Consider the following 26,499-nt stretch of genomic DNA (forward strand, 5'->3'; position numbering starts at 1 on the left):
ACCAGCAGTCGGTGCAAAGCGGCAAAAAAGTATTTGACGCTCTGCATGCCAACAGGTAATATTCGCCCCCGTTGTCAGGCCGCGTCCTGCACGGGTTTTTTGAAGATGTCGGCGAGTAGCGCAGCTTGGTAGCGCACTTGTTTTGGGTACAAGGGGTCGCTGGTTCGAATCCAGTCTCGCCGACCATTTCTTGCAGTAATAAGAAGTGCGCCCGTAGCTCAGTTGGATAGAGCAACGGCCTTCTAAGCCGTGGGTCGCAGGTTCGAATCCTGCCGGGTGCGCCATTGCCGCACACTTTAAATACCTGGCATATGTTTGTTGTGGTGGCTGTAGCTCAGTTGGTAGAGCCCCGGATTGTGATTCCGGTTGTCGTGGGTTCGAGTCCCATCAGCCACCCCATTTTCTGCTTTTCCCCGTTTCATTTGCATTCGTCGGCGAGTAGCGCAGCTTGGTAGCGCACTTGTTTTGGGTACAAGGGGTCGCTGGTTCGAATCCAGTCTCGCCGACCATTTTGTGATTTTTTTGTTACTCTTTGAAACATCTCCTGTTTGACCTTTGCGTTTCCGCTAACCATACTTAGGCGATTATTTAATCCGCGTATAAGGTGCTGAGTATGCGAAACCCAAGCAATAATATGTCGTTGATTCTCGTTACATTATTCTCTTTTGGCTTGACGTTCCAAGGGTCTGCTATGGCAACACCAGTAGCCTTGGAGCAAGCTGCCGAGGATACTGACATGAGCGCTGAATGCGCGAGCGAACAATGTTCCGAAGCGATGACCAAATTAGTGCGCTACTCGTTGAATGGTAGCCCTGATGCACAAGTCATCGTGGCAATGGCCTACGCAACTGGTGATGGCGTTCCGCTCGATCATGTTCTAGCACGGCAACACTTGAAGCGCGCCTTGCGCAACAATGATGAACGTGCATGGCATATCTACTCGCGGTGGTTGCGTGACGGCTTAGCCTTTGAACAAGATGCTGAACGTGCTGATGAGGCGCTTGACCGAGCTGCTCGGCACGAGTACGCACCGGCACTGTTTGAACGCGCAGTGCGGCGTTTTTCTGAAACCGCGGCGGATAACAGTCTTAGCGTAGCCGATTTAGAGCTAGCCGCCGAACAATTACACAAACCGTCGATGTATCTACTAGCGCAAATTAAAGCTGCTGGTCTCGGGGTCGCCGTTGATACTGCGAAAGCCTCGCAGCTGTATGCTTTTTTAGCGCGTAGTAATTATCGTGAGAGCAATGTGCGCTTGCAAAAATTGGTCGGTACAGTCGATTTGCAGCAGCAGACCGAACAGTTATCAATCGCATATGTTGAAGCCATCGCTGAGCGTCATCGCAGCAGTGATGTGCAGGCGATGGAAGTGATCACCGTCAGTAGTAGCACTATCGGTACTGAAGACTTTGTCATCGATTTGGTTGAACAACTCGATAAACTGCGTACCTTTGATGGGCGCTCGACCGGTAGTCGCATCCGTGGCCAAGTATGCGGCCGCGGCGTGGCTCAATGTCGGGTTATTTATAATGCCGCCGCTGGCACCATCAGCATGGGCGGTACCGTCCGTGATGCGGTTGAAGGCATCGGCTGGTAGCCCGTTAACACGCCATAACCGAGGCCGCCGACGCAAAAAGTGCCACGCGGCTCTCGACTCACTGGCCCGCAGTCGCTATAATGCCGCGTCATTTTGAAGGGTCCCGAATGTAGTGGGCTCAAGGCCATTAGTGAAGCCGAGGTAATAAAGCAATGCAGGTTTCTGTAGAGACAGTCCAAGGATTAGAGCGCCGAGCCACTATTACTGTGCCGGCTGCAACCGTAGATAACGAAGTCAAACGTTTGCTCAAAGATGAGTACCGCAACCGCCGTATTAACGGTTTCCGTAAAGGTAAGGTACCGCCTAACGTATTGCAAAAGTTGTTCGGTAAAGAGGCCCGCGCCCGTGCTGCATCTAACGTGATGCAAAGCAAATATTTTGAAGCGGTCATGCAAGAGAAGCTGAACCCAGTAGGTATGCCAGCAATCACGCCGATGGTGAACGAAGAAGGCAAAGACCTGCAGTTTGCGGCTACTTTCGAAGTTTATCCTGAAGTAACAGTGCAAGCGTTAGACAAGCTAAAAATTGAAAAGCCTGACGTGACGGTTACTGATGCTGATGTTGATACCATGCTTGAAACCTTGCGTAAGCAGCATGGCGGCTGGAAAGAAATCAAACGTAAATCGAAAAAAGGTGAGCGTATCACCATCGATTTCGTAGGCTCAATTGATGGTACCGAGTTTGATGGCGGCAAAGCCTCTGACTTCGCCTTAGAGCTTGGCCAAGGGCGTATGATCCCAGGCTTTGAAGACCAAATCATTGGTATGAAAACCGGTGAAGAGAAAACTATTGAAGTGACCTTCCCAGAGGATTACCACGCTGAGAACCTGAAAGGTAAACTAGCGCAGTTCGTGGTTACCGCGAAGAAAGTTGAAGAGCGTGATCTGCCAGTATTAGACGACGCTTTCGTAAGCTTGTTCGGTATCAGTGAAGGTGGTGTTGATGCACTGCGCACTGAAGTTCGCAAGAACATGGAGCGCGAGCTGAAAAATACCGTCAACGGCAAGGTGAAAGAGCAAGTGCTGAAAGGTTTGGTTGAGCACAACGAGGTTGATTTACCGAAAGCCATGATTGATCAAGAAATTGACAATCTGCGTAACCAAGCTATGCAGCGCTTCAATCAGAACATGCAGCAAATGCCGCAGTTACCGGCTAACCTGTTCGAAGAGCAGGCAAAAGAGCGCGTTAAAGTAGGCTTGTTGTTGGGCGAAGTGATTCGTAGCAACAAAATGAAAGTTGATGATGCCAAAGTGGATGAAATCATTGCTACCAATGCATCAGCCTACGAAGACCCAGCTGAAGTAATTGCCTACTACAAAGGTAACAACGAGTTATTGCAGCAAGTACGCAACGTTGCCTTAGAAGAGCAAGCGATTGAGTTCATTGTGTCACAAGCCAAAGTGAAGGCGAAGAAGACCAGCTTTGATGAGCTGATGAACCCAAAACAGAAATAAGCTGTGACGATCCGGCAACATAACGTTGACGGCATCTAGCGCAACTTGGTTTAATGGCTCGTATATCGGTATACGAGCCATTTTTATTTCAGGAGTTGTAGATTATGTCTGAGTTCGGATTAGATCCGATGGCACAATTGGTGCCTATGGTGGTTGAGTCAAGCGCAAAAGGTGAGCGGGCCTATGATATTTACTCGCGCTTATTAAAAGAGCGGGTGATATTTCTGGTTGGCCCAGTCGAAGACCACATGGCTAACTTAATTGTCGCCCAGCTATTGTTTTTAGAATCGGAAAACCCTGATAAAGACATTCATTTGTATATCAATAGCCCAGGTGGCGCGGTCACCGCCGGTATGGCTATCTATGACACCATGAAGTTTATCAAGCCCGATGTCAGCACCGTGTGTATTGGCCAAGCCGCCAGTATGGGGGCATTTCTGCTAGCCGGTGGTGCGCAAGGTAAGCGCTTCTGTCTGCCCAACGCGCGGGTGATGATTCACCAACCGCTCGGTGGTTTCCAAGGTCAGGCGTCTGATTTTGAAATACATGCACGGCAAATTTTAGATATCAAAGATAAACTCAATCGTATGTTGGCAGAAAATACCGGCAAAGATTTAGAGCAAGTGGCAAAAGATACTGATCGCGATTATTTCATGTCAGCGCAAGAAGCGGTGGCCTATGGCTTGGTCGATAAAGTATTGAGCCAGCGCACTGGAGAATAGCATGACGAATAAAACCCAAGGTAGTGGCGAAAAGCCATTGTTTTGTACCTTTTGCGGCAAAAGTCAGCACGAAGTTCGTAAGTTAATTGCCGGTCCATCAGTGTTCATCTGTGATGAATGCGTGGATCTTTGCAACGATATTTTGCAGGAAGAAATTAAAAATATCTCACCCACAGATAGCTCTGACAAACTGCCGACGCCACGTGAAATTCGTGCTCACTTAGATGAGTATGTAATCGGTCAGGAACTGGCGAAAAAGGTGCTGGCAGTTGCGGTATATAACCACTACAAGCGCCTGCATAATGCCAGTAAGAGCCCAGCCAGCAAAACCGACGACCACGTTGAGCTCGGTAAGAGTAACATCTTGCTGATTGGCCCAACTGGTTCGGGTAAGACTTACCTAGCGGAAACGTTAGCACGCTTCCTCGATGTGCCATTTACCATGGCCGACGCCACCACCTTAACCGAAGCCGGTTACGTGGGTGAAGATGTTGAAAACATCATTCAGAAGTTGCTACAGAAGTGTGATTACGATGTCGACAAGGCGCAGCGCGGTATTGTTTATATCGATGAGATTGACAAAATTTCGCGTAAATCAGACAACCCATCGATCACCCGTGATGTGTCTGGTGAAGGGGTGCAACAGGCGCTGCTGAAATTAATTGAAGGCACCATTGCTGCAGTACCACCACAAGGTGGTCGTAAACATCCACAACAAGAATTTGTGCAGGTCGACACCTCAAAAATTCTGTTTATCTGCGGCGGTGCGTTCGCTGGTCTCGATAAAGTGATTGAGCAACGTATTAGCGTGGGTACCGGTATTGGTTTTGGTGCGCAGGTGAAAAGCAAAAAACCAAAAGCTGAGGGTGAAACCTTGGCTCAGGTTGAACCGGCTGACTTAGTGAAGTTTGGTTTAATTCCTGAGTTTATTGGTCGCTTACCGGTGCTGGCAACGTTAACCGAACTGGACGAAGATGCCTTAGTACAAATTTTAGCGCAGCCAAAAAATGCACTTACCAAGCAATATGCTGCGTTATTGCAGATGGAAGGCGTGGACTTAGAGTTTCGTGAAGATGCCCTACGCGCTATTGCCCGTAAAGCAATGGAGCGCAAAACCGGTGCCCGCGGCTTACGCTCTATTGTAGAGGCGGTGCTACTCGATACTATGTATGAGCTGCCATCGGTAGATAACGTCAGTAAAGTGGTGATTGATGAATCAGTGATTAAAGGTGATTCTCAACCCATTTTGATCTACCAAAATCAAAGTAAAGAAAAGCATGCTGCCGGTGAATAATTAGCCCATTTAGGCTAAAAAAACTGCAAAAAGGGCCATTTAGGCCCTTTTTTTGTGCAAAACATTGAACTTTATCTGTATCGCCCCATATTACAGAGTAAGATAGATCAACCTCACGATGTCAGCGACCTGGAGAAGTTTATGAGTGAAGAACGGGTTGAACGCCTCAGTATCCCAGTCTTACCCCTACGAGATGTAGTGGTGTATCCACATATGGTGATCCCGTTATTTGTTGGGCGTGAAAAATCAATTCGCTGCTTAGAAGCAGCTATGGCCGCCGATAAGCAAATTTTTCTCGCGGCGCAAAAAGATGCATCGGTGGACGAGCCGGAACAAAAAGATATTCATCAAATTGGTACGGTCGCAACCATTTTGCAGCTTTTGAAATTACCCGACGGCACCGTGAAGGTGCTGGTTGAGGGGGGGCAGCGCGCGCAACTGGATAACTTTGAAGACTCCGATGACTTCTTCCGTGCTCAGGTTCACTACCTGGCATCTGATCGCATGGACGACAAAGAAGAAGAAGTGATGATCCGCTCGGCGGTGAATCAGTTTGAAGGCTACGTCAAACTCAACAAGAAAATCCCACCGGAAGTACTGACCTCATTGTCGGGCATTGATGAAGCGGACCGCCTTGCTGATACCATGGCAGCGCATATGCCGCTGAAGTTAGCCGATAAACAGCGGGTGCTCGAAATCACTGATGTCCGTGAGCGGCTTGAATTTTTGATGGCGCTGATGGAAGGCGAGATCGACTTATTGCAAGTTGAAAAGCGCATTCGTACGCGGGTCAAAAAGCAAATGGAGAAGAGCCAGCGCGAATACTATTTGAATGAGCAAATGAAAGCCATTCAGAAAGAATTGGGCGAAATGGAAGACGGTCCGGATGAGTTTGAGACCTTACAACGCAAAATTGATGACGCGCAAATGCCTGCTGAAGCAGAGCAGAAGACCCGTGCGGAATTACAAAAATTGAAGATGATGTCACCGATGTCTGCTGAGGCCACGGTGGTACGCGGTTACATTGATTGGATGGTGTCGGTACCGTGGAAAAAACGCTCACGGATCAAGAAAGACTTAGCCAACGCCGAGAAGATCCTTGATGCCGACCATTATGGCTTGGAAAAGGTCAAAGAGCGCATTCTTGAGTACCTCGCGGTGCAACAGCGGACCAATAAAGTTCGCGGCGCTATTCTGTGTTTAGTGGGGCCGCCAGGGGTAGGTAAAACCTCGTTGGGGCAGTCAATTGCCAAGGCTACGGGGCGTAAATATATTCGGATGGCGCTAGGTGGCGTGCGTGATGAAGCTGAAATTCGTGGCCATCGCCGTACCTATATCGGCTCGATGCCGGGCAAGTTGATTCAGAAAATGTCGAAAGTAGGGGTGCGTAACCCACTGTTCTTACTCGATGAGATCGACAAGATGGCATCGGATATGCGCGGTGACCCAGCCTCAGCATTGCTTGAGGTGCTTGACCCTGAGCAAAACGTCAACTTCAACGATCATTATCTTGAGGTCGATTACGATTTATCCGACGTGATGTTTGTTGCCACTTCTAACAGTATGAATATTCCGGGCCCGTTATTAGATCGTATGGAGGTTATTCGTCTGTCGGGTTATACCGAAGACGAAAAGCTGAATATCGCCAAACGCCATCTATTGCCAAAGCAGATTGAACGCAATGGTCTGAAGGCTAAAGAAATCAAGGTAACCGACGATGCGATTACTGGCATTATTCGCTATTACACGCGTGAAGCTGGTGTGCGTAGCTTAGAGCGTGAGATTTCCCGTCTGTGTCGCAAAGCGGTGAAGAAAATTGTACTGGATAAGCGTGTCAAGCACGTCGAAATCAATGGCAAGAATCTCGGTAGCTTCTTAGGTGTGCAGCGTTTTGACTTTGGCAAAGCTGAAGATAACAACCAGATTGGCCAAGTGACTGGCTTGGCCTGGACCGAAGTCGGTGGTGACTTACTGACCATTGAAGCAACGAACGTGGCCGGTAAAGGCAAGATCACCTCGACCGGCTCGCTCGGTGATGTCATGCAAGAATCGATTCAAACTGCATTGACCGTGGTACGCAGCCGTAGTAACAAGCTCGGTATTAGCGATGATTTTCATGAAAAACGTGATATCCACGTGCACGTTCCTGAGGGCGCTACGCCGAAAGATGGCCCGAGTGCAGGCATTGCGATGGTGACTGCGTTGGTGTCGTCGTTGACACACATTCCGGTGCGCGCTGATGTGGCCATGACCGGTGAAATTACCTTGCGTGGTGAAGTGCTGGCGATAGGCGGCTTGAAAGAAAAGTTATTGGCCGCTCACCGTGGTGGTATTAAGCATGTGTTGATCCCCAAAGATAATGAGCGTGATTTGGAAGAAATCAGTGCCAATGTGAAGGGTGATTTGACTATTCAACCGGTGCAATGGATTGATGAAGTGTTGGCCGTAGCGCTGGAAACTCAGCCAAAACCGAACAAATAAGCGTTGCAAAACGAGAAAATGCGGTCTGTAGAGCATAAATATGCCGCTAGACCGCATTCTTTCGTTAAAAAAGTTGTGAAAAAGGGTTCTCAAGATAAATTCTTGTGGTAGCCTAGAGTCAAAGTGAGTTACCAGTACAAAACCCTTACGGCAACACTGGCTTACCACTTGAGCAACAGGGAGTATGCGAAGCAGTCTGCTAGCCTGTTGAGGAGCTTGAACAATTTGTTCAAGCTTGTTATAACCTTCGCTGGCCCATTGTTGCATACAGAACGCAAATGGAACCATGCAAATCTCATAAAAATAATCTAAGGGGATGATACTGTGAACAAGTCTCAGTTAGTTGACAAAATCGCAGATGGCGCAGAAATTTCTAAAGCTGCAGCTGCACGTGCACTTGACTCTTTCATTTCAGCAGTAACTGACGCTCTGAAAAGTGGCGAGCAAGTAGCTTTGGTTGGTTTTGGTACGTTCAGCGTTCGTGAGCGTTCAGCTCGCACTGGCCGTAACCCGCAAACTGGTAAAACTATCCAGATCGCAGCAGCTAAAGTACCTTCTTTCAAAGCCGGTAAAGCACTGAAAGATTCGGTAAACTAATCACTCAGGAGCGGTAGTTCAGTTGGTTAGAATACCGGCCTGTCACGCCGGGGGTCGCGGGTTCGAGTCCCGTCCGTTCCGCCAGCGATTATAAAAGTAGCCCGAAGCTTGTCTTCGGGTTATTTTTTTCTGTCACAACCATATATAATAGCGCGCGACATTACAGAACAGTTTGAGGTTGAATACATTATGTTGGAGTCAATACGGGAAAGGTCAGGTAGCTTGTTCGTTAAAATCCTGCTGGTACTCATTGCGTTGACCTTTGCGTTGACCGGTATTAGCGGTTATATCTCGAGCACCGCTGATCCAGCAGTCGCCAGCGTAAATGGCGAAGACATTAGTCGGGCAGAATTTGATCGAGCGGTTGAAAATGAGCGTAGCCGTCAACGCGAACAGCTCGGTGATTTTTATGAGCAATTAGCCGTTGATCCGGGCTTTAATGAGCAACTGCGTCAACGTGTTATGAATGACTTGGTGAATCAAAAGCTGGTTGTGCAGTATGCCAACCAACAGGGTTTACGCGTGTCTGATGAGCAAGTCAAAGAAGCAATTCGCAACATTCCAAGCTTTCGTGTTGCTGGTCAATTTGATAACGACAGCTATCAATTTACCTTGCGCAGCTTAGGCTACACCCCAGATGGTTTTGCCGAATTGATGCGTAGCGACCTAGCACGTAGTCAGTTGTTGCAAAGCTTGGTCGATAGCGAATTTGTACTAGCTACGGAAACGGCCGCGTTACAGGCTTTGATTAATCAGCAACGCAGTGGTGCCTACATCACCTTACCGTTAGCTGATTACGAAAGTCAGGTTGAAGTCACTGATGAGTTAGTCAACGATTGGTATCAGCGTAATGCCAGTCGATTTGCGGTGCCTGAGCAGGTGCAAGTTGACTATTTAGCGCTGGATGCAGCCGATTTGGTCGATAGCATTAGTATCGATGAAGCAGCCGTTGAAGCGTGGTACGAGAACAATCGTGATCGCTTTGTGACTGAATCACAGTATCGCTTTTCACACATCTTAATTGAAGGTGACGACAGTGCTGCACGCGCGCGTGCAGAAGAAGCGCTAGCGGCTGTACAGCAGGGTGGTGATTTTGCCGAACTGGCGAAACAGTATTCAGACGACTTATTCTCGGCTGAGCAGGGTGGCGATTTAGAATACATTGAGCCAGGTACGATGGATGCTGAATTTGAGCAGGCAGCTTTTGCTCTGACTGATATTGGCAGCACCACCGATATCGTGCAAACTTCCTTTGGTTTTCACATCATTAAGCTGACCGATCGGATTGAAGGGTCCAGCACACCGCTTGCCGAAGTGCGTGATGAAATCGTTGCCGATTTGACCGAGCAACAGCTCAAACAGGCTTATTATGAAGTGCAACAGACAGCTGCCCAGTTGGCTTTTGAAATTCCTGATAGCTTGAGCGAATTAGCCGAGCAAACCGGCTTAACGGTGCAAACAACCGATTTCTTCAACGCCAATAATGCCCCAGCAGCGTTGCGTCACCCAGCGGTGCAACAGCAGTTGTTTAACCAACAGTTTATTGCTGAAGGGCTGAACAGTGATGTGATTGAAACTGGCGATACTACTGCGGTGATTGTCCGCGTTCTCGATTATCGTGCCGCCACCACACAACCACTCGAAGAGGTGCGTGACACCGTCACTGCAGCGGTACTTAAAGAGCAAGCACAACAGCTGGCTGAGGCCGATGCCGAGACCATCCAAGCGCAATTACAGAACGGCGAGGCGATGAGCCAGCAGGTGGTTTATATGAGCGCGGTTACCCGTCGTTCAAGCGAGTATCCGCGCGCGGTCATCGCAGCTTTGTTTGATTTGTCAGCACCGACTGCAGCAACCAGCCAAGTCACCACCACCACGGTCACGAATGGTGATATCGCTGTGGTGCAGTTAACTGAGGTGACGGCCGGTACGGTTGACGAAACGACGACAGTGCAAACGCAAGAGCAGTTTGTTAACAGTATGACGCAGACCATCTATGCCGCATTTATTGAAGCACTCCGTGCTGATGCGAGCATCGACATCCGTTTGTAATTAGCTCTAGTATGTGAAAAAGCCAGTCTTGCGACTGGCTTTTTTTATGCCTGGTTTTATTTGCACCAACAGTTAGCGGGATGGCGGGTACAGTTTGGGCAGCGCATCCAGCGCATCGGTTTGTTGCGTCTGCAGTTGTCGCTGCGCCGCTTGTAAAGCTCGCCACAAGGCTTTACCTTCTTGCCATGGTGCACTTGCTGAGGCATAGCGACATTGGCTCAGATGCTCTAGTTGGCTCTTTAATGGCGCATGCTGAAAATACTGCGCGAGTGCAGGTAATAATGGTGGTCGTAGGCCCAATTGCTGCTCAGCAAACAACTTCAGAGCCGACTCCGCTTGCAGTGCCGAATTACTCTCACAAGCGCGCTGCAATTGTTTCAATTGCAACGCCGGCTTAACGGTATGTGCAGGGGCGCTGACTGGGCGCTGGCGAAGGCGCTGTAGTTGCCACCACAGTAAGCTGGTGGTGGCGAGCCAAAGCACTGCTAATGCAACGGCGAGATACGGCCACCAGCCGGCATCATGGCGATATTCAATCCGAGCTGGTGCGGGTTCAGTGGCTTGTATCGGTTCGCGTTGCTGTGGTTGTGGTAGTTGTGGCTGTAGTCCAGATGCTGCCGCAATATCGATTTCAATGGGTTGAGAGAGACTGCGTTCGACGCGGCGGGTGACGGTATTGAACCAAGTTAATTGCTGCGCTGGGATCAGCAGACGACCACTTTGCTGCGGAATAATCGCTACTTGCGTCAGTTGTTGGGCAATCAACTTACCGTTACGTTCACTGGTTTGCCGTTGGCTGGGTTCGGGATAGGTATCAGCATTGGCTAGTGGGGCTAATTGCAGCGGCGCGAGTAAATCACTCTGCACACCAATGGCGGTGACACGATAATTTAAGGTGAGTGGCTCACCAACTTTTCCTTGAGCGCTGTTGGTATCAGCCAATTCGACGCTGATGGTGGCTAGCTCAGCGGGTAACCAACTAGCGTCAGCTGGCCATTCAGGGGGCACTGGCAACACGCTAATGGGCAGCTGTTGAGCTGAGGTTGTGACCGCTTCCGCGCTATTCATGCCGGTAAATGGCGACAGACTGCGGCCACTGTTTATTTGCCCATTAAAGATTGGTGCAGAGATGACTAAATCGCCGGAGCGTTGAGGCGTAATCAGGTAGGTTCGTTTAAATACCTGATAGCGCTTGCCGTTGCGCATTTCATAGCTTTCTTGATCTTTTCCGAGTTGATTGATTTCGGCATTGTCGAGTTCTGGTGGCAGAATATTGCCACTGAGTAAATTAGCACCTAAATAAAGCGTTGCGGTTAATTGTAATTGCTGCTGCACATAGAGTTCGTTGCGATCTAAGCTGACTTCCATAAATGCCGCTGGGGCTTGCTCGGCTTGCTGTTGCGCAGACAATGGTAACACTTCTAATGCAATGACATTGGTACTGGCGCCACCAACTTGAAGTGGGCCGATTTGATAACGGCCTGGTGCAGTAGGTGCCTGCAGTAGGGTGCGAAATTCAGTGCTGCGCGAACTAGCGCCGTTGACTATTTGCGTGCTGGAACTGACTGAGGTGGAGAGCACGCGAAATTGATCGAGTTGCTGCTCGGGTTGCCAAGCGGTGCGTGATAGGTGGTCGTCAGCAATCACGGTCAGGGTAAAACTGCTGCCACTAGCGACTGGATTTTTATCCACACTAATATTTACCTCAACCGCTGAAATGGCTGAGCTCACGATGAGAAGGCTGAGGGCTAGCAGCCGCGCTAGCAGCTTACGGAGTGCGGTTACCACTGTTGCTGTGCTCCTTTGGGTGGCCGTTGCAGACGTCGTTGTTGCGCTTCAAGGCGCATTTTATTGCGTAATAATAAGGCCGGATCATCGTCAATACGATTAAGCCATTGCTCGAGTTGTTGACGCTGCTCGTCCGTTAATTGTTGCTGGCGTTGTTCGTCACTCAGCGCTTGTTGCTCAGTGTCAGCGGCTTGCTGCTGTTCAGTTTGTTGCTGCTGCTCAGTCTGCTGTTGCTGTTCACGCTGTTGCTCGCTTTGCTGCTCACTTTGCTGATCACTTTGCTGATCACTTTGTTGTTCGCTTTGTTGCTGCTCAGATTGTTGTTCGCTCTGCTGTTGTTGCTGGTCAGACTGCTGTTGCTCGGACTGTTGCTGGTCGTTCTGTTGTTGATCAGATTGCTGCTGTTGTTGCAGTAATTGTTCCGCCAAGGCCATATTTTCGCGCGCTTCTAACCATTCTGGTCGCGCAGCGAGAGCTTGCTGGTAGGCATTGATGGCCTGTTGATAATCACCAAGTTGCATCCAACTGTTACCTTGGTTGTACCAACCAATCGGGCTTTGATCGGCAGCAAAGTCAGCGAGAGCTTGCTCATAATTACCGGCACGGTAGTTGGCTGTAGCGCGCTGCCATGGGTCTTCGGCAAGTTGTTGCGCTTGTTGGTAATCACCTCGCTCGAGTGCCTGGTGAGCTTGCTGATAGGGAGTTTGCCACAGTTGCTGATACCACGTTGGGGGTTCTTGTGCAGGTACCGCCGGGGTATAGAGGGTCAGGCTGAGCAGGCCGAGTAAACTGGCTTGCAATGCGCCGCGGCGCGCTAGTGGCAGCACCAGTAATAACACCAATGGCCACAACCACGGTCCGCGGTCGAGCCATTGATCACCAACTTGTTGATCGTCTTGTTGCTTACCGTCGCGGCGCTGCGGGCCAGCAGCGGTTAAGGTAACTAGGTCGCTAGCATCGCGTTGCCATTGGCTAAATTGACCGCCACTAATAGCGGCTAGCTGTTGCAATAGTTCAGCATCTACGCGTGGTATCACCACCTCACCGTTGGCATCGCGCAACAAACTACCGTCGAGTTGCTTAATCGGCGCTCCAGCAGCTGTACCCAGCGCCAAGATAGAAATGCGATTGGGTTGTTGGCGAATGTAATCGGCTATTTCAGTGTAGTCGGCGGTATTAATACCGTCGGTTAGCCAGTAAATATCGCCATTAGCATAGCCTGACTCTTGTAACAGACGTTGTGCCAACTGCAACGCAGGTAGCGGAGCGCTGCCATATTCCGGCATTAATTCTGGGCTCAAGGCACGCACTAAATGGTTAATATTACGACCATCAGAGGTCAGTGGGCTAATGACATAAGCATCACCGGCATAGGCCACCAGACCAGTCTCACCATCGAGGTACTGACTCACCAAGGCCATCGCCTTGAATTGTAATTGCGACAATCGGTTAGGGCTTAAGTCAGTGCTGCGCATCGACAAGGACATATCCACCACCAGTACTTGACCGTTATCAAGCTGATAGACCGGCTGTGGCAGACGTTCCCAGCTTGGCCCAGCTAGACTCAAAGTCGCTAGCGCTAATGCTAACAGTAGTTGCCAGCGTTGTGGCCGCTGCACACTACCTGAATCACGGACCAGCACCTGCGCCAGATGAGTCGGCAGCAGTTGATGCCAGCCATGGCCGTGCTGCGGGCGCCGCCACCACCACAGTAGTAACGGAATGAGCGCGAGTAATAGCAGCCACCAAGGTCGTAACAGATGAAAATCAGCCATTCGAACTCCTTAATTGAGCTACTAATGGCGCTTGTCGGAGCAGCAGCCAGAGCAATGCCAATGCCACCGCGAAACCTGCTGGCCAGTGGAATAAGCTGCGTTGTGGGCGCAATAACTGCTGCTCTCCGGCGACCGGTTCGTACTGATCCAGGGTTTGATAGATTTGTTCTAGCTCTTCGGTACTGCGGGCACGGAAATACTGACCGCCGGTTTGCTCAGCGAGGCTGCGTAGCATGTCTTCATCGAGGTCACGACTGGGGTTGACCCGGCGGCGACCAAAAAAGCCGTCTACCACAATCTCGTCAGCACCAACACCAATTGCATAGATTTTAACCCCATAGAATTTAGCCAATTCTAGGGCTTGTTCCGGCGATACGCTGCCGGCGGTGTTCTGACCATCGGTTAAAAGCACCAGAATATTATTGCTTTGCTCGCGCTCACGAAAGCGTTTTACACTGAGCGCGATGGCGTCGCCAATTGCTGTGCGTTCACCAATTAGGCGCAACACCGCTTCATCTAATAATTGCTGAACAGTGCGCCGGTCATAGGTCATGGGTGCTTGCACATAGGCGGTATCAGCAAAAAGAATGAGGCCGAGACGATCACCGCTGCGGCGCGCAATAAAGTCGTTGAGCACATGTTTAACCATGGTCAGACGGTCAACTTGATTACCGGCAATGGCCATATCAGCTATTTCCATGCTTACCGATAAATCAACCGCTATCATCATTTCGCGCGCTTGATTTTGTATTGGTAGTGGTTCTCCCAGCCATTGCGGACGCATCATTGCGATCACTGCGCTGGTCCAAATCAACAGTGCTAACAGCAGTGGCCATAGCGCGCCGCGATGAGACAACGTTTGTTTTGATGGCGGTGGTAAATGCGGTAGCCATAGTTGCGAGAATTGCGGCGCACGCGCTTTTGCGAAGCGTCGAATGAGTAATGGTAGTGGCCAAAGCAGCGCCAACCAGGGCCAAGCAAATTCAATCATGCGCGCGCGTCCTTACTGGCTTTGCTGGGCGGTAACGCATGCCGTAGCCAATAGCGCGCCAGTTGCTGATACTGCTCGCAGCTCACGTTGCTAGTGGGCTGATAAGCCGATTGCTGTAATTGTTGTAGCAATGCCCGTTGCTGTGGCTGAGTGCGCCGCGGCAACTGCTGCAGTAAAAACCCAAACCAAGCGGCCCCCGAAAGCGAGGCGACATGGTTGGCATCAAAGTAGCCCAAACAGGCCTGTTTGAGCACCAGCGTGATGGCATTAAAGTTACTTGCCGGTTGGCGCAGCGCACGCAAGGCGGCGCGGCGAACACGGCGGTGTTGATAATAACGATTGAGGGCAATGGCGCTGGTGACCAGCGCCACCATAGCCAGCACTATGAGCACATACCACGCCGGTGCTAATGGCCACCAACTGGCGGCCGGGGCAGCAACAATATCATGCAGTTCGGCTAATGGTTGCGCGCTATCGATCATAAGCGTAGCTCCGGCCATTGTTGTTCCAGTGCGCTGGCGGCACTGACCTGGCTTAACACGATGCCATGCTGTTGCATGGCCTGTTCAAGCTGCTGTTGCTGGCTGGCGGCAAAATGCTGGAATTGCTGACGCGTATCAGCAGTATGGGCCGGCATACGCCACTGTCTTACCGAGTCGGTTAAACTCAAGTTGTAGCCGGCTAATTGCTTGGGCAGCTGCCGTTCCAGCGGGTCATAGAGCTGAATGGCCTGTACTTGGCAATGACGTTGTAATGCTTGCAGCAGCTGCCAATGTGGCTCTTTGGTCGCAGCCCAGTCGCTGAGCAGGTAAATACGTGTCCCTGGTTTTGCCAGTTGTTGGGTGCGCTCTAGTAATTTTTGCCAGACCTGTTCAGCACTGTTGTCTACGCTGTCATGCTGCTGCCAGCTACTGATACTGTGTTGCTGTTGCTGGATCAGCTGTTGAATTATTTGCATTACCCCATGCTGACGCGCTTGCGGGCGTACTTCACTATGGCCTTCTGCGCTGCCTATTAAGGCTCCTACGCGGTCGCCGCGACTGACCGCTTGCCACGCCAGGGCAGCCACTAAATGACAGGCCTGGACTGATTTGAGCAGCAAGCTGGAACCAAAGTGCATAGCATGGCTGAGATCAACCACAAACAGCACTGGGCGCTCGCGTTCTTCACGGAATAACTTGGTGTGCGGTGCGCCAGTGCGCGCGGTGACACGCCAATCAATGGTGCGCACGTCGTCACCGGCTTGATAATGACGCACTTCATCAAACTCCATACCGCGGCCTTTGATTTTTGATTGCAGTGCACCATTATTGCTGCGCGCCGGACGACTGCGCTGCAGCCGACTAAAGGCTGCTACTTTACTGCGGTAATACATTAACTCGGCGCTGCCGACATGAACGCCATCGCTATGCCAAGTTTGTAGCCAGTCAGTTGGGCTCATCATTAGGGTGCAGGCACCGCCTGCAGAATAGCTTGCAGCACCTGGTCAGGGCTAACCCCCTCGGCTTCGGCTTGATAGCTGAGAATGATACGATGGCGCAGGGCATATAAGAACACTTGCTGAATATCGTCAGGAGTGACGAAATCACGCCCAGCCAACCAGGCTTTGGCACGCGCACAGCGATCAAGCGCAATAGTGGCCCGTGGCGAGGCGCCGTAGCTTAACCAACGGGCGATATCAGCACTGTAATGCTGTGCTTGGCGGGTGGCGATAACCAGTTGCACCAAATAATTCTCGACCGCTTCATCCATGTAGATAGCCAATACTTCTTTGCGGGCAGCAAAAATATCGCTTTGGCGCACGGGCTTAGGCATGCTGAGCTGACCACTGAGTTGCTCGCCACGGGTCAATTGCAGAATTTTAAGTTCGGTATCCGCCGCCGGATAATCCAAATTAAGTTTCATTAAAAAGCGGTCAAGCTGCGCTTCCGGCAGTGGGTAAGTGCCTTCCTGCTCCAGCGGGTTCTGCGTTGCTAACACTAAAAATAGTTCTGGCAGCGGGTAGGTGGTTTGGCCAACGGTGATTTGCCGCTCTGCCATGGCCTCTAATAACGCCGATTGCACTTTCGCTGGTGCGCGGTTGATTTCATCAGCGAGAATGACATGATGGAATAACGGCCCTTGTTGAAACACAAATTGGCCGGTTTCGGGGCGATAAATATCAGTACCCGTTAGGTCAGCTGGGAGTAGGTCTGGGGTAAATTGGATACGGTGAAAGCTGCCTTCGATACCGCCAGCAAGGGCATTGACGGCGCGGGTTTTAGCCAGCCCCGGTGGGCCCTCAACCAATAAATGGCCATCGGCCAACACAGCGATCAATAGTGCCTCGGTGAACTCGGGTTGACCTAAAACTTGGCTGTCAAGATAGTCGCGCAGGGCTTGAAATTGTTCGGCTGCCATGAAAATCCTTAGTGAGTTTAATAACATCGCTATACTGTAAGGGTGCACTTTACCGAAAACAACGGTTTTATTCTCGCCACAGACCCGCTAAAATTTGTAATCAAGTGTGAGGTCAGACCAGATTAACGATTCATCACCGCATTCATGTACAGGGGAACACAGATGGCAGCACGACAACAATTGCTCACCGCGAGCGGCGACCGCATCGCGATTGTAGCAGGCTTACGCACACCGTTTGCCAAGCAGGCAAGCTATTTTCATGGCGTACCAGCGTTGGATATGGGCAAGATGGTGGTGCAGGAGCTGCTGAATCGCTACAACTTAGACCCGCGCGAAGTTGAGCAGTTGGTATTTGGGCAAGTGGTACAAATGCCATCTGCGCCTAACATTGCTCGCGAAATTGTGCTGGGTACTAGCCTACCGGTTAGCACTGATGCCTACAGCGTGTCACGCGCCTGTGCGACCAGTTTTCAAGCGACCGTCAACGTGGTTGAGAGCATGCTGGCGGGCAACATCAGCGTAGCTATTGCAGGTGGTGCAGATTCATCATCGGTGCTGCCGATTGGGGTATCACGGGCGCTTGCGCATGCCTTGGTTGACCTCAATAAAGCCCGCAGTTTGGGCCAGCGCTTGGCAATTTTCCGCCGTTTGCGCTTGAAGGATCTGTTGCCGGTGCCACCGGCCATTGCCGAGTACAGTACCGGCCTGAGCATGGGTGATACCGCTGAGCAAATGGCTAAAACTCATGGCATTAGTCGTGCTGATCAAGATGCCTTAGCGCACCGCTCACACACGCTGGCTCATGCCGCCTGGGAAGATGGCAAATTGGACGATGAAGTCATGACCGCTTATGCCGAACCATTTAAAGATTTTCTACGCCGCGACAACACCATTCGCAGCGACAGCAAGCTCGAAGGTTATGCCAAATTGAAGCCAGTGTTTGACCGCAAGCATGGCTCAGTGACAGCGGCTAATTCCACCGCGCTGACCGACGGTGCAGCAGCCTTGTTAATGATGACCGAGAGTAAAGCTAAAGCGTTAGGCTACGAGGTGCTCGGCTATGTGCGTAGCTATGCTTTTACGGCTATTGACGTGCATCAGGACATGCTAATGGGGCCATCTTATGCCACGCCGTTGGCATTAGAGCGCGCCGGCATGCAGCTAGCCGATTTAGATCTGATTGAAATGCATGAGGCGTTTGCGGCACAGGCGTTGGCCAACGTAAAAATGTTTGCTAGCAAACGTTTTGCTGAGCAGCATTTGAATCGCAGTCAAGCTATTGGCGAGATTGATATGGACAAATTTAACGTGTTAGGTGGCTCGTTGGCGTATGGTCATCCATTTGCCGCCACTGGTGCGCGTTTAATTACCCAAACCTTGCGTGAATTACGCCGTCGCGGTGGCGGTACGGCGTTGACCACAGCCTGTGCGGCCGGTGGTTTAGGTGCGGCGATGATTTTGGAGAGCAACTAATGAGCGATAACATGCCAACACAACCAGCCTTTACCCTCGAAGTGCGTGATGACTTAGTTGCGGTACTCCACATTGATGTACCCGGTGAGTCGATGAATACCTTAAAAATGAGCTTTGCCGACGATGTCACGCGCGCATTGAATCAGCTGGAACAGCGTCGTGATCTGAAAGGTTTGGTTTTAATGAGCGATAAGCCCGGTTCGTTCGTAGCTGGGGCTGATATCAGCATGATTGATCAGTTTGAAACCGCGGCCGATACTGAGAGTGTCGCGCGCCAAGGCCAGGCTATGTTTGACCGCATTGAGCAGCTGCAGATCCCAGTCGTTGCCGCTATTGATGGGGTGTGTTTGGGCGGTGGTTTAGAGCTGGCGATGTCGTGTCATTACCGTATTAGCAGCGATTCGGCCAAGACTATTTTTGGTCTGCCGGAAGTACAGCTTGGCTTGTTACCCGGCTCCAGTGGCACGCAGCGGCTGCCACGGTTGATTGGGTTGCAAGCAGCGCTGCCAATTATCCTCACCGGTAAGCAGTTGCGCCCAGCCCAAGCGAAGAAACTCGGTATTGTTGATGACGTGGTGCCGGCTAGTATCTTGCTCGATGCCGCGGTGAAACTAGCTCTCAGCAGCAAGCCACGGGTGAAAAAAGTTCGTTTAAGCCTGCTCAATAAGCTCCTCGAGCGCACGCCGTTTGGCCGTTCGTTTATTTTTAATACCGCCCGTAAGCAGGCACAAGCCAAAGCTAAGGGCAACTATCCAGCCATTGATAAGATTATCGATAGCATTGCCTATGGCGCTGCCAATGGCTTTCAGGCGGGTTTAGAGTATGAGGCACGGGCCTTTGCTGAACTGGCGATGACCCCTGAGTCCAAGCAGCTACGGAATATCTTCTTTGCTACCACGGACATGAAAAAAGAAACTGGGGCAGGTGATGTCAAACCGGCCAAAGTGGAACGCGTCGGTATTTTGGGCGGTGGCTTGATGGGTGGTGGTATTGCCTTTGTTACCGCAGCTAAAGCCGGTATTCCAGCGCGTATCAAAGATATTCGCGAGCAGGGCATAGCGCACGCGCTGAAATACACCTATGACCTACTCAACAAGAAAGTGAAGCGTCGCCACATGCGTCGTGCTGAGCTTGAAAAGACCATGCTGCGGTTAAGTGGTAGCCTCGACTATAGTGGCTTTGAGCGGGCTGATGTGGTGATTGAGGCAGTGTTTGAAGATTTAGCGCTGAAACAGCAAATGGTCGCCGATATTGAGAATGTCTGTGGCAAGCACACCATTTTTGCCACCAACACCTCCAGCTTACCGATTACCGATATTGCCGCAAAAGCAGCGCGGCCAGAAAATGTCATCGGTTTACATTATTTCTCGCCGGTAGACAAAATGCCACTGGCGGAAATTATCACCCATGCCGGTACCTCGCCACAAACTATCGCTACCACGGTGGCGCTGGCCAAGCGCCAGGGCAAAACACCGATTGTGGTCAAAGATGGGGCGGGCTTCTATGTCAACCGCATTTTAGCGCCGTATATGAATGAAGCAGCGCGACTAGTGCTAGGCGGTGAACCGATCGAAGTGGTTGATAAAGCCATGGTGAAGTTTGGTTTCCCAGTTGGACCTATGAAGTTGATGGACGAAGTAGGTATTGATGTAGCAGCCAAAGTAGCGCCTATTTTAGCCAATGCCTTTGGCGATCGCTTCCGCGCGCCTGAAGCCTTTGCCAAGTTGCTTGATGATGAGCGCAAAGGTAAGAAAAACGGCAAAGGTTTTTACCTCTACAGCGCTAAAGCAGCTGGTAAAAAGGTCGATGACAGCGTCTACAAGCTGCTTGGGGTAGAACTCAACGGCCAGTTGGCGGGTGCTGAAATTGCCCAACGTACGGTATTGTTAATGCTCAACGAGGCAGCCTATTGCTTGGCCGATGGCATTATTCGCTGTCCGCGCGATGGTGATATTGGTGCTATCTTCGGCATCGGCTTTCCACCGTTCCGTGGCGGCCCGTTCCGCTATATGGATGCGATTGGTATCAGCGAAGTCGTGGCACGCCTGCAAGCTTATGCAAAAGTGCATGGCGAGCGTTACACCCCAGCGCCATTATTGTTAGAATATGCCGCCGAGAATAAGACCTTTTATTAATGACCTGATTGGAGTTGCCAAGTGATTATTGCGCTGTGTTATTTGTTGTCTGCGCTGACACTTTATGTACTAGCACTGAAGAACGCTATGGGTGCCAAGCGCTGGGGCTTGTTAGGCCTCACCCTTGGGCCATTTAGCCTACCGATGTTTATTAGCCACAAACGCTTATTAGTGATGAAAGCTGCCGGGCGTGACCACGTCTACTGGCAGCCACGCTGAGCGTTCACTGTATTAGTTGAGTAAGGTACCGGCGGGTGCTGGTACCGCAGTGATGGGTTTGGCGATTTGTTGGAGGAATTGTTCGCGACCGAGTGGTTCAGAGAACAAATAACCTTGAGCAAACTCGCAGTCCATGGCGGCTAAGGTGCTCAATTGTTGGTGATTGACCACGCCTTCTGCGACCACATCTAAGCCTAAGTTATGCGCTAGACCAACAATCGAGGCGACCATGTTACGGTCACGCTCATCGACATTGATGTCGTCGATAAAGGCTTTATCGATTTTCAGCGTTTGAATAGGGAAGCGCTTCAAATACGCCAGTGACGAATAACCGGTGCCGAAGTCGTCTAAGGCCAAATGAATGCCACAAGCATGCAGCTCTGTCATGATGCTGATAGCGCGCTCAGGATCTTCCATCACCATGCCCTCAGTGATTTCTAATTCCAAGTATTTGGCCTCTAACTTGTACTCTTTAAGGATCTCAACCACGCGCTGAGTCAGGTTAGGTAGCAGAAACTGTTTGGCCGATAAATTCACCGCTACACGGCCTTTGACCAAACCCGCATCAACCCACTCACGCATATCGCGACAGGTTTGCCGCAACACGCGCTCACCAATTTCGATGATCAATCCGGTTTCTTCAGCCAACGGGATAAATTCAGCAGGACTGATCATGCCAGTGCCCGGTATTTCAAGCCGCACCAGAGCCTCTAAACCTACGAATTTGTTGGTTCGCAACGATACCTTGGGTTGATAATGAACCTGTAAATGATTGTTGCGCAGGGCATGACGTAGCTGGTTTTCGATGTGCAGGCGCCGTACGGCGTTTTTGTTCATCGAATCGTTGAAGAATTGATAGCCGTTACCACCACGGCTTTTGGCGTGATACATGGCGGTATCAGCATTTTGCAGCAGTTCTTGCGATGACAGGCCGTCGCTGGGGTAGACCACAATACCAATAGAGCTACTGACCACAATATCATTGTCGGCGATATGAAACGGCTGATTCAGATTTTCTAAGATACGTTTGGCAGCTGCAGTAATGATGCGTACATCAGCGGTATCTTCGAGCAATAAAATAAATTCATCACCACCCAATCGATAAAAGGTATCTTGCGGTCGACCGACTTCGGCAACCCGCTCGGCAACGTGCAATAGCAGCTGGTCACCAATTTCGTGGCCGAGGGAGTCGTTAATTTTTTTAAAGTCGTCGAGGTCAAACAGCAGCATGGCGTGTTGAATACGCTTACGGACCAAGTTGGAATGACTGACCTGAAAGTACGAGCGATTCGGCAATCCAGTCAGGGTGTCGGTGTTGGATAAACGCCGCAGTTCGCGCTCGGCATTTTTACGCTCAGTGATATCAGAAAAGGTCGCCACATAATGGGTGGTTTGCCCGGCTTCATCACGAATCGCATCTAAGGTGAGCTCAATTTGGTAGGTGGATTGGTCTTTGCGTAAGTCTTCAATTTCGCCATGCCAGCTACCATGATGGGTAATGGTTTGCTTCATTTGATTCAGGTAATCAGGGCTATAGAGGCGGAACTGCAACTCACGACCGAGCATATCATCGCGATGAAACCCGGTAATACGGGTGAACGACTGATTGATTTCGATGGCTTTGAATTCATTGTCGTAAATACACACACCGTCAGAGATATTGGTAATTGAAGCGGCCAGCATTTTTAAGCGCTCTTCGGCCGCCACTAACGGGGTAATATCTTTCAGTGTACCGGTCATGCGGGTGGGTTGTTGCTGACTATCGCGCTCAACAATTTTGCCGCGATCAAGGACCCAAATCCAGCCGTTATCGCTGTTTACCCGATAGGTTGCTTCGAAGAAATCACTGCGGCCGTCCAGATAATCATGCAAAGCTTGCTGCACGCGCTTCAGGTCGTGGCTGTGGATGTTTGATGATTGGCTACGCTGGCCAAAGCGAATACGGTCTTGCGGAAAACTAGCTAATTGTCGCCATTGATTGTGCCGGTGCAGTGTTTGGTCACGAATATCCCAATCCCAGAGTTGATCACCGCTTCCCCATAAACTCAACTTAAGGCGTTCTTCGCTGTCACGTAATTGTCGAATGGCTAAGCGCCGCGCCCGAACCGTAAAGGCTACCGCCGCTACAATGGCAATGGTCAGCAATAAATAGCCGGCGATGGCCCAGGGCGATAGCCAGCTGGGCATAGCGACATCTAGGTTTAAACGCCGCTGGCCTTGCCATGAGGTGCCATCCACCGAGGCTTCAACAATAAATTGAAAACGACCAAAGCCTAAGTTGGTATAGGTCGCGCGGCGAAACTCCGCATCGGTATAAATCCAACCGCTATCAAAGCCTTCTAAGCGGTAACGATAGAACAATCGCTGTGGCTGCGGCGCGTACGGGGCACCAAATTCAATGGTGAAGGGTTGGTTCAAATTGGGTAGATAGAGGGTCTCTGCATTATACAGTTGTGGCCGATTGCGGGCATCCAGTTGACTGGCTTGGATGGGCTGATTGGCCACTCGCAAGGTGATCAACTCAACCTGCCAGTCACTTTGTTGGGCAAAAACCATTGCAGGCATGCTCGCAACAAGCAAGTAACTCAGCACGGTTAGCGTGGCGCGAGACCACCCCCTGCGGAGGTATTCATAAAAGGCGTTAATGACCCCGCGAGGAAGGTTTTGCTGCACGTAAATCCCCGAGTTTGGCGGTTTAATAACCAGCTCTTATCGTTCTATTTGATTGGCGATTACGTTAAACAATTCAGCTGCCACTGTCAAAGCTCTTTGGCACCGCATGGACAAAAACTTGAGCATGCGCAAGGGCTCGCCATTGCTGCCAAAACACGAGCAACGATTCGGGGTTCCAGCTCTCGATTGCAGTGGCCAGAGCGGTTAATCGATCGAAGTCTTGGTCAGACTGCATGATGGAGGTCCACAGCCGTTGGCTACGGATACGCAAATTGGTATCGGGTTCACGCAACTGCTGTTGAATGGAGAGTTTGCTGCTGGCTAGCTGCTGGGCTAAGAGCGTTTGCAGTTGCTTGCCAAAATCGTTCACAAAATCGCTCAGGCGCTGTTCGAGCTGGTCATGACTGTAGTTATTAGATTGTACATAGAGCAGCAACTGTGGTTGTTGTTGAATGGGTAAGTAGCTGCTGCCAACCACATAACCGAGCTGTTGCTCGGTGCGCAATTGCGAGAATATTCGCGGCGCGATCAAATCATTTAACAGAAGAACTGCAGCCTGAGCGGCAATGCTTGATTCGGGGTGTTGCAAGACCAGCATGGTGGCATGGTCGCTATGCTGGGTGGTCAACAGCGTTGGAATGTGGCCACTCATGGTGGCTATGCTACGCGGTGTCAAATCGAGCTGTGGCTGGGTGCATGGATGACCAATAAAGTGTTCTACCGCATGGCCAATTTGTTGTGCGTCAGCTTCGCTGAGGTCTCCGTGTACTAGGGTTTTGGCACTGACACACGAAAATAGCTGCTGTTGCCATTGGGTAAAGTCAGCGACCTGTAACTGCTCAATTGCTTGGGCGAGTTCGGGCAGACAGAACGTGTATGGCTGCAACATGACGTTGACGCGAGCAAACAACAAACTAATCGGTTTACTGGCCAGCGAAGATTGCCAATTAGCACTTAATTTACTGCGCATATCGTGCCAGCGGGTGTCCTGCATGCTTAGCTGCGGAAGCTCTAGCAATAGTCGCTTAAATAAATCGACGATACCATTCGAATAACCCGACAAATGCAGGGTTATGCCGGTTTGTTGGGTGTATAAATTAAAATGCAAACCGGCTATCTCGGCATCGTAATACTGTTCGTTGAGCTGATCGAGAAGGAGGTCGCACCAGAGCCGTGCGCAGGCATAGTTTGAGGCGTGTTGCACGGCATGGGGCAGTAATAAATGCAGATAAATATGCGCTTTTGGCGCTCTAAAATCGGGGTCTTGTAACCACCAAAGTTGCTGATTGCTGCTACTAACCAGTAATTGCGGCTGCGCACTGTGCTCGGTTGGCAGTAATTTGACAGTTGATTGTTGATGCAAAAATGGATTAGCCAACGGCAGTTGCATGGTGGCGCTTGGTTGCGCATCGGTATAGCGAGTTCGCTGCACAGCGGTCAGCGGTTGCAGCGAATATTCCGCACCATAAATAGGCTCACGCCGGTTGGTGTAGACGCCACGATGAATGAGCGTAATACGTAAACGTTCCGGGGTCATACTGTCCAGTAGCTGCTGAGCTAGGCGATGATTCAAGCTATCCATGCGATAATCGCCGTAAATAACGTCATCATGACTGTAGTGATGCATGTTAATCGCTAACTGCGGCGCCAAATCTTCGCTACGCGCAGGTTCTTGGAAGGAAAAAGCGTTTTCAATACTAATTTGCCGTTCACGGTAGCGCCAATCTTGCAGCCCCTGTTGGCGAATCAGTGCAATAAATGCGAACACCGAACTGACGATATCATCAATATGCTGTAAGCCCAGCTCGGTCAGCTGCATATTGATATTAAAGTCTTTGAAGTTGCTTCCACTGATACCGCCACCGGCTGCTAGGCTGTGAATCCAATGCTGCTGATGCAGATGGCTATAGAGACTACCAGGACCTTCATAACCGAGCAGATGGGCTATGAAACTGGTGGTTTTGTGCGGATAATCTGCATCGATGCCCGGCAGTGCAAAGGCCATAATTAATCGCCGCGCGGCTTTCAGCGGCTTCACCTGAATCAGCACACCCATCTGGTCGTGACGATATAGCGCCTGGTCAACGCTGAACTCTGGTCCGCTGCGGGCTGGGATTGTTGCGCCGTAGTGTTCGGCCAGCTGCTGGAGCTCGGTCAGTGGTTGCGGCCCAGCAAGCACTAGAGTCATGCGATCAGGCCGATACCAAGTTTGAAAAAAAGCCATGAGCTGGTCACGCAGAGCGGCGGTGCTGCCGGTTTTAAGGGTGGCTAAATTACCCACCGAAAATTTACTGAACGGGTGCAGCGGATTGGCGGTCGCCTTATGAACTTGGTAGAGGCGTCGTAATTCATCGCGCTGCTTAAGCCGAAACTCCGATTCAATGGCTTGTAATTCATGGCGTACCCATTGTTCGGCAAATAGCGGCTGATAGAAAAATCGAGTAAAGCGGTCGAGTGCTGGGGCGAAGTGTTCGCTGGCAATGGAAAAGTAATAGTTGCTGTACTCGGTGCCGGTCCAAGCGTTGTGGTTGCCGCCATGGGCCGCGATGAAATCTTGGTAGTCAGTGGCTTGCGGGTAGCCTTCGGTACCCAAAAACAGCATGTGCTCAAGAAAATGGGCCAGCCCTTGAGCATTGTCTGGATCTTGGAAATGGCCAGCGGCAACTGCTAATGCAGCGCTACTTTGGCGAGTGGCTTGGTCGTGCACCAGAATACAGCGCAGGCCGTTGGACAATACCAGATATTGGTATTGTCGCTTGTCGGTCGGGCTGGTAATCAACCGTGCTTGCGCACTAGTGCTGCCGGATTGCATAACACTCCTTTTGACAAGGCGGGTGAATGCGCTGGG

General features: G+C 50.8%; 18 protein-coding genes and 5 tRNA genes. 15 read left to right on the forward strand and 8 right to left on the reverse strand.

The genetic code is table 11. The features are described from left to right. The first annotated feature begins 109 nt into the window (after positions 1–109). The 12 genes from EFO84_RS04145 to ppiD all read left to right on the forward strand — a co-directional run bounded on the left by EFO84_RS04145 (position 110) and on the right by ppiD (position 10,197). A tRNA-Pro gene (locus EFO84_RS04145) sits at positions 110–186 on the forward strand. Positions 187–207: 21 nt separating this feature from the next. Then, positions 208–284, forward strand: a tRNA-Arg gene (locus EFO84_RS04150). 39 nt (positions 285–323) lie between these two features. Next, positions 324–399, forward strand: a tRNA-His gene (locus tag EFO84_RS04155). Between the two features lie 33 nt (positions 400–432). Continuing rightward, a tRNA-Pro gene (locus EFO84_RS04160) sits at positions 433–509 on the forward strand. A 182-nt stretch (positions 510–691) separates the two neighbouring features. Continuing rightward, positions 692–1,597 (forward strand): tetratricopeptide repeat protein, encoded by a 906-nt coding sequence (locus EFO84_RS04165; RefSeq protein WP_127346809.1) that lies wholly within the window; start codon positions 692–694, stop codon positions 1,595–1,597. Positions 1,598–1,749: 152 nt separating this feature from the next. Continuing rightward, entirely contained in the window at positions 1,750–3,051 is a 1,302-nt protein-coding gene (gene tig, locus EFO84_RS04170; protein WP_127346810.1) for a trigger factor, read from the forward strand. Positions 3,052–3,155: 104 nt separating this feature from the next. Then, a complete protein-coding gene (gene clpP / locus EFO84_RS04175) occupies positions 3,156–3,773 on the forward strand; it encodes an ATP-dependent Clp endopeptidase proteolytic subunit ClpP (protein ID WP_127346811.1) in 618 nt (205 codons plus the stop codon). A gap of 1 nt (position 3,774) precedes the next feature. Continuing rightward, positions 3,775–5,067 (forward strand): ATP-dependent protease ATP-binding subunit ClpX, encoded by a 1,293-nt coding sequence (gene clpX / locus EFO84_RS04180; RefSeq protein ID WP_127346812.1) that lies wholly within the window; start codon positions 3,775–3,777, stop codon positions 5,065–5,067. Positions 5,068–5,208: 141 nt separating this feature from the next. Beyond that, positions 5,209–7,548, forward strand: coding sequence for an endopeptidase La (gene lon, locus EFO84_RS04185; RefSeq protein WP_127346813.1), 2,340 nt, complete (start codon positions 5,209–5,211; stop codon positions 7,546–7,548). A 324-nt stretch (positions 7,549–7,872) separates the two neighbouring features. Further along, entirely contained in the window at positions 7,873–8,145 is a 273-nt protein-coding gene (gene hupB, locus EFO84_RS04190; protein ID WP_127346814.1) for a nucleoid-associated protein HU-beta, read from the forward strand. A gap of 7 nt (positions 8,146–8,152) precedes the next feature. Next, positions 8,153–8,229: transfer RNA gene (locus EFO84_RS04195), tRNA-Asp, on the forward strand. A 105-nt stretch (positions 8,230–8,334) separates the two neighbouring features. Further along, on the forward strand, positions 8,335–10,197 hold the full coding sequence (gene ppiD / locus EFO84_RS04200; protein WP_127346815.1) for a peptidylprolyl isomerase: 1,863 nt from the start codon (positions 8,335–8,337) through the stop codon (positions 10,195–10,197). 72 nt (positions 10,198–10,269) lie between these two features. Here ppiD and EFO84_RS04205 read toward each other — a convergent pair whose 3' ends face one another. Genes EFO84_RS04205 through EFO84_RS04230 form a run of 6 tightly spaced genes read right to left on the reverse strand, consistent with a single transcriptional unit; the run spans position 10,270 to position 17,151 of the window. After that, on the reverse strand, positions 10,270–11,985 hold the full coding sequence (locus tag EFO84_RS04205) for a BatD family protein (protein WP_127346816.1): 1,716 nt from the start codon (positions 11,983–11,985) through the stop codon (positions 10,270–10,272). Next, positions 11,979–13,760: a vWA domain-containing protein gene (locus EFO84_RS04210; protein WP_127346817.1), complete on the reverse strand. Its 1,782-nt coding sequence runs from the start codon at positions 13,758–13,760 to the stop codon at positions 11,979–11,981. Before EFO84_RS04210 ends, EFO84_RS04205 begins: the two co-directional genes overlap by 7 nt. Then, entirely contained in the window at positions 13,753–14,751 is a 999-nt protein-coding gene (locus tag EFO84_RS04215) for a vWA domain-containing protein (RefSeq protein WP_127346818.1), read from the reverse strand. Before EFO84_RS04215 ends, EFO84_RS04210 begins: the two co-directional genes overlap by 8 nt. Next, the gene (locus EFO84_RS04220) at positions 14,748–15,233 is read right to left on the reverse strand and encodes a DUF4381 domain-containing protein (RefSeq protein ID WP_164742375.1); all 486 of its coding nucleotides are present in this window, start codon (positions 15,231–15,233) and stop codon (positions 14,748–14,750) included. The genes EFO84_RS04215 and EFO84_RS04220 overlap by 4 nt, the downstream gene beginning before the upstream one ends. After that, entirely contained in the window at positions 15,230–16,195 is a 966-nt protein-coding gene (locus tag EFO84_RS04225) for a DUF58 domain-containing protein (RefSeq protein WP_127346820.1), read from the reverse strand. Before EFO84_RS04225 ends, EFO84_RS04220 begins: the two co-directional genes overlap by 4 nt. Continuing rightward, complete coding sequence (locus tag EFO84_RS04230) at positions 16,195–17,151, reverse strand: AAA family ATPase (RefSeq protein WP_127346821.1); 957 nt, start codon at positions 17,149–17,151, stop codon at positions 16,195–16,197. The genes EFO84_RS04225 and EFO84_RS04230 overlap by 1 nt, the downstream gene beginning before the upstream one ends. Before the next feature lie 162 nt (positions 17,152–17,313). Between EFO84_RS04230 and fadI the strand changes: the two genes are divergently transcribed. Genes fadI through EFO84_RS04245 form a run of 3 tightly spaced genes read left to right on the forward strand, consistent with a single transcriptional unit; the run spans position 17,314 to position 20,978 of the window. After that, positions 17,314–18,624, forward strand: a complete 1,311-nt coding sequence (gene fadI, locus EFO84_RS04235) for an acetyl-CoA C-acyltransferase FadI (RefSeq protein ID WP_127346822.1) — start codon at positions 17,314–17,316, stop codon at positions 18,622–18,624. Positions 18,625–18,635: 11 nt separating this feature from the next. Then, positions 18,636–20,759, forward strand: coding sequence for a fatty acid oxidation complex subunit alpha FadJ (gene fadJ, locus EFO84_RS04240; protein WP_240642641.1), 2,124 nt, complete (start codon positions 18,636–18,638; stop codon positions 20,757–20,759). A gap of 21 nt (positions 20,760–20,780) precedes the next feature. Beyond that, positions 20,781–20,978: a hypothetical protein gene (locus EFO84_RS04245; RefSeq protein WP_127346824.1), complete on the forward strand. Its 198-nt coding sequence runs from the start codon at positions 20,781–20,783 to the stop codon at positions 20,976–20,978. Positions 20,979–20,990: 12 nt separating this feature from the next. Here the strand turns inward: EFO84_RS04245 and EFO84_RS04250 are convergent, their stop codons facing one another. Beyond that, entirely contained in the window at positions 20,991–23,543 is a 2,553-nt protein-coding gene (locus EFO84_RS04250; protein ID WP_127346825.1) for an EAL domain-containing protein, read from the reverse strand. Positions 23,544–23,724: 181 nt separating this feature from the next. Beyond that, positions 23,725–26,463 (reverse strand): insulinase family protein, encoded by a 2,739-nt coding sequence (locus EFO84_RS04255; protein ID WP_127346826.1) that lies wholly within the window; start codon positions 26,461–26,463, stop codon positions 23,725–23,727. Between the last annotated feature and the right edge of the window lie 36 nt (positions 26,464–26,499).

The organism is Pseudidiomarina mangrovi (assembly GCF_003999375.1).
Lineage (GTDB): Bacteria > Pseudomonadota > Gammaproteobacteria > Enterobacterales > Alteromonadaceae > Pseudidiomarina > Pseudidiomarina mangrovi.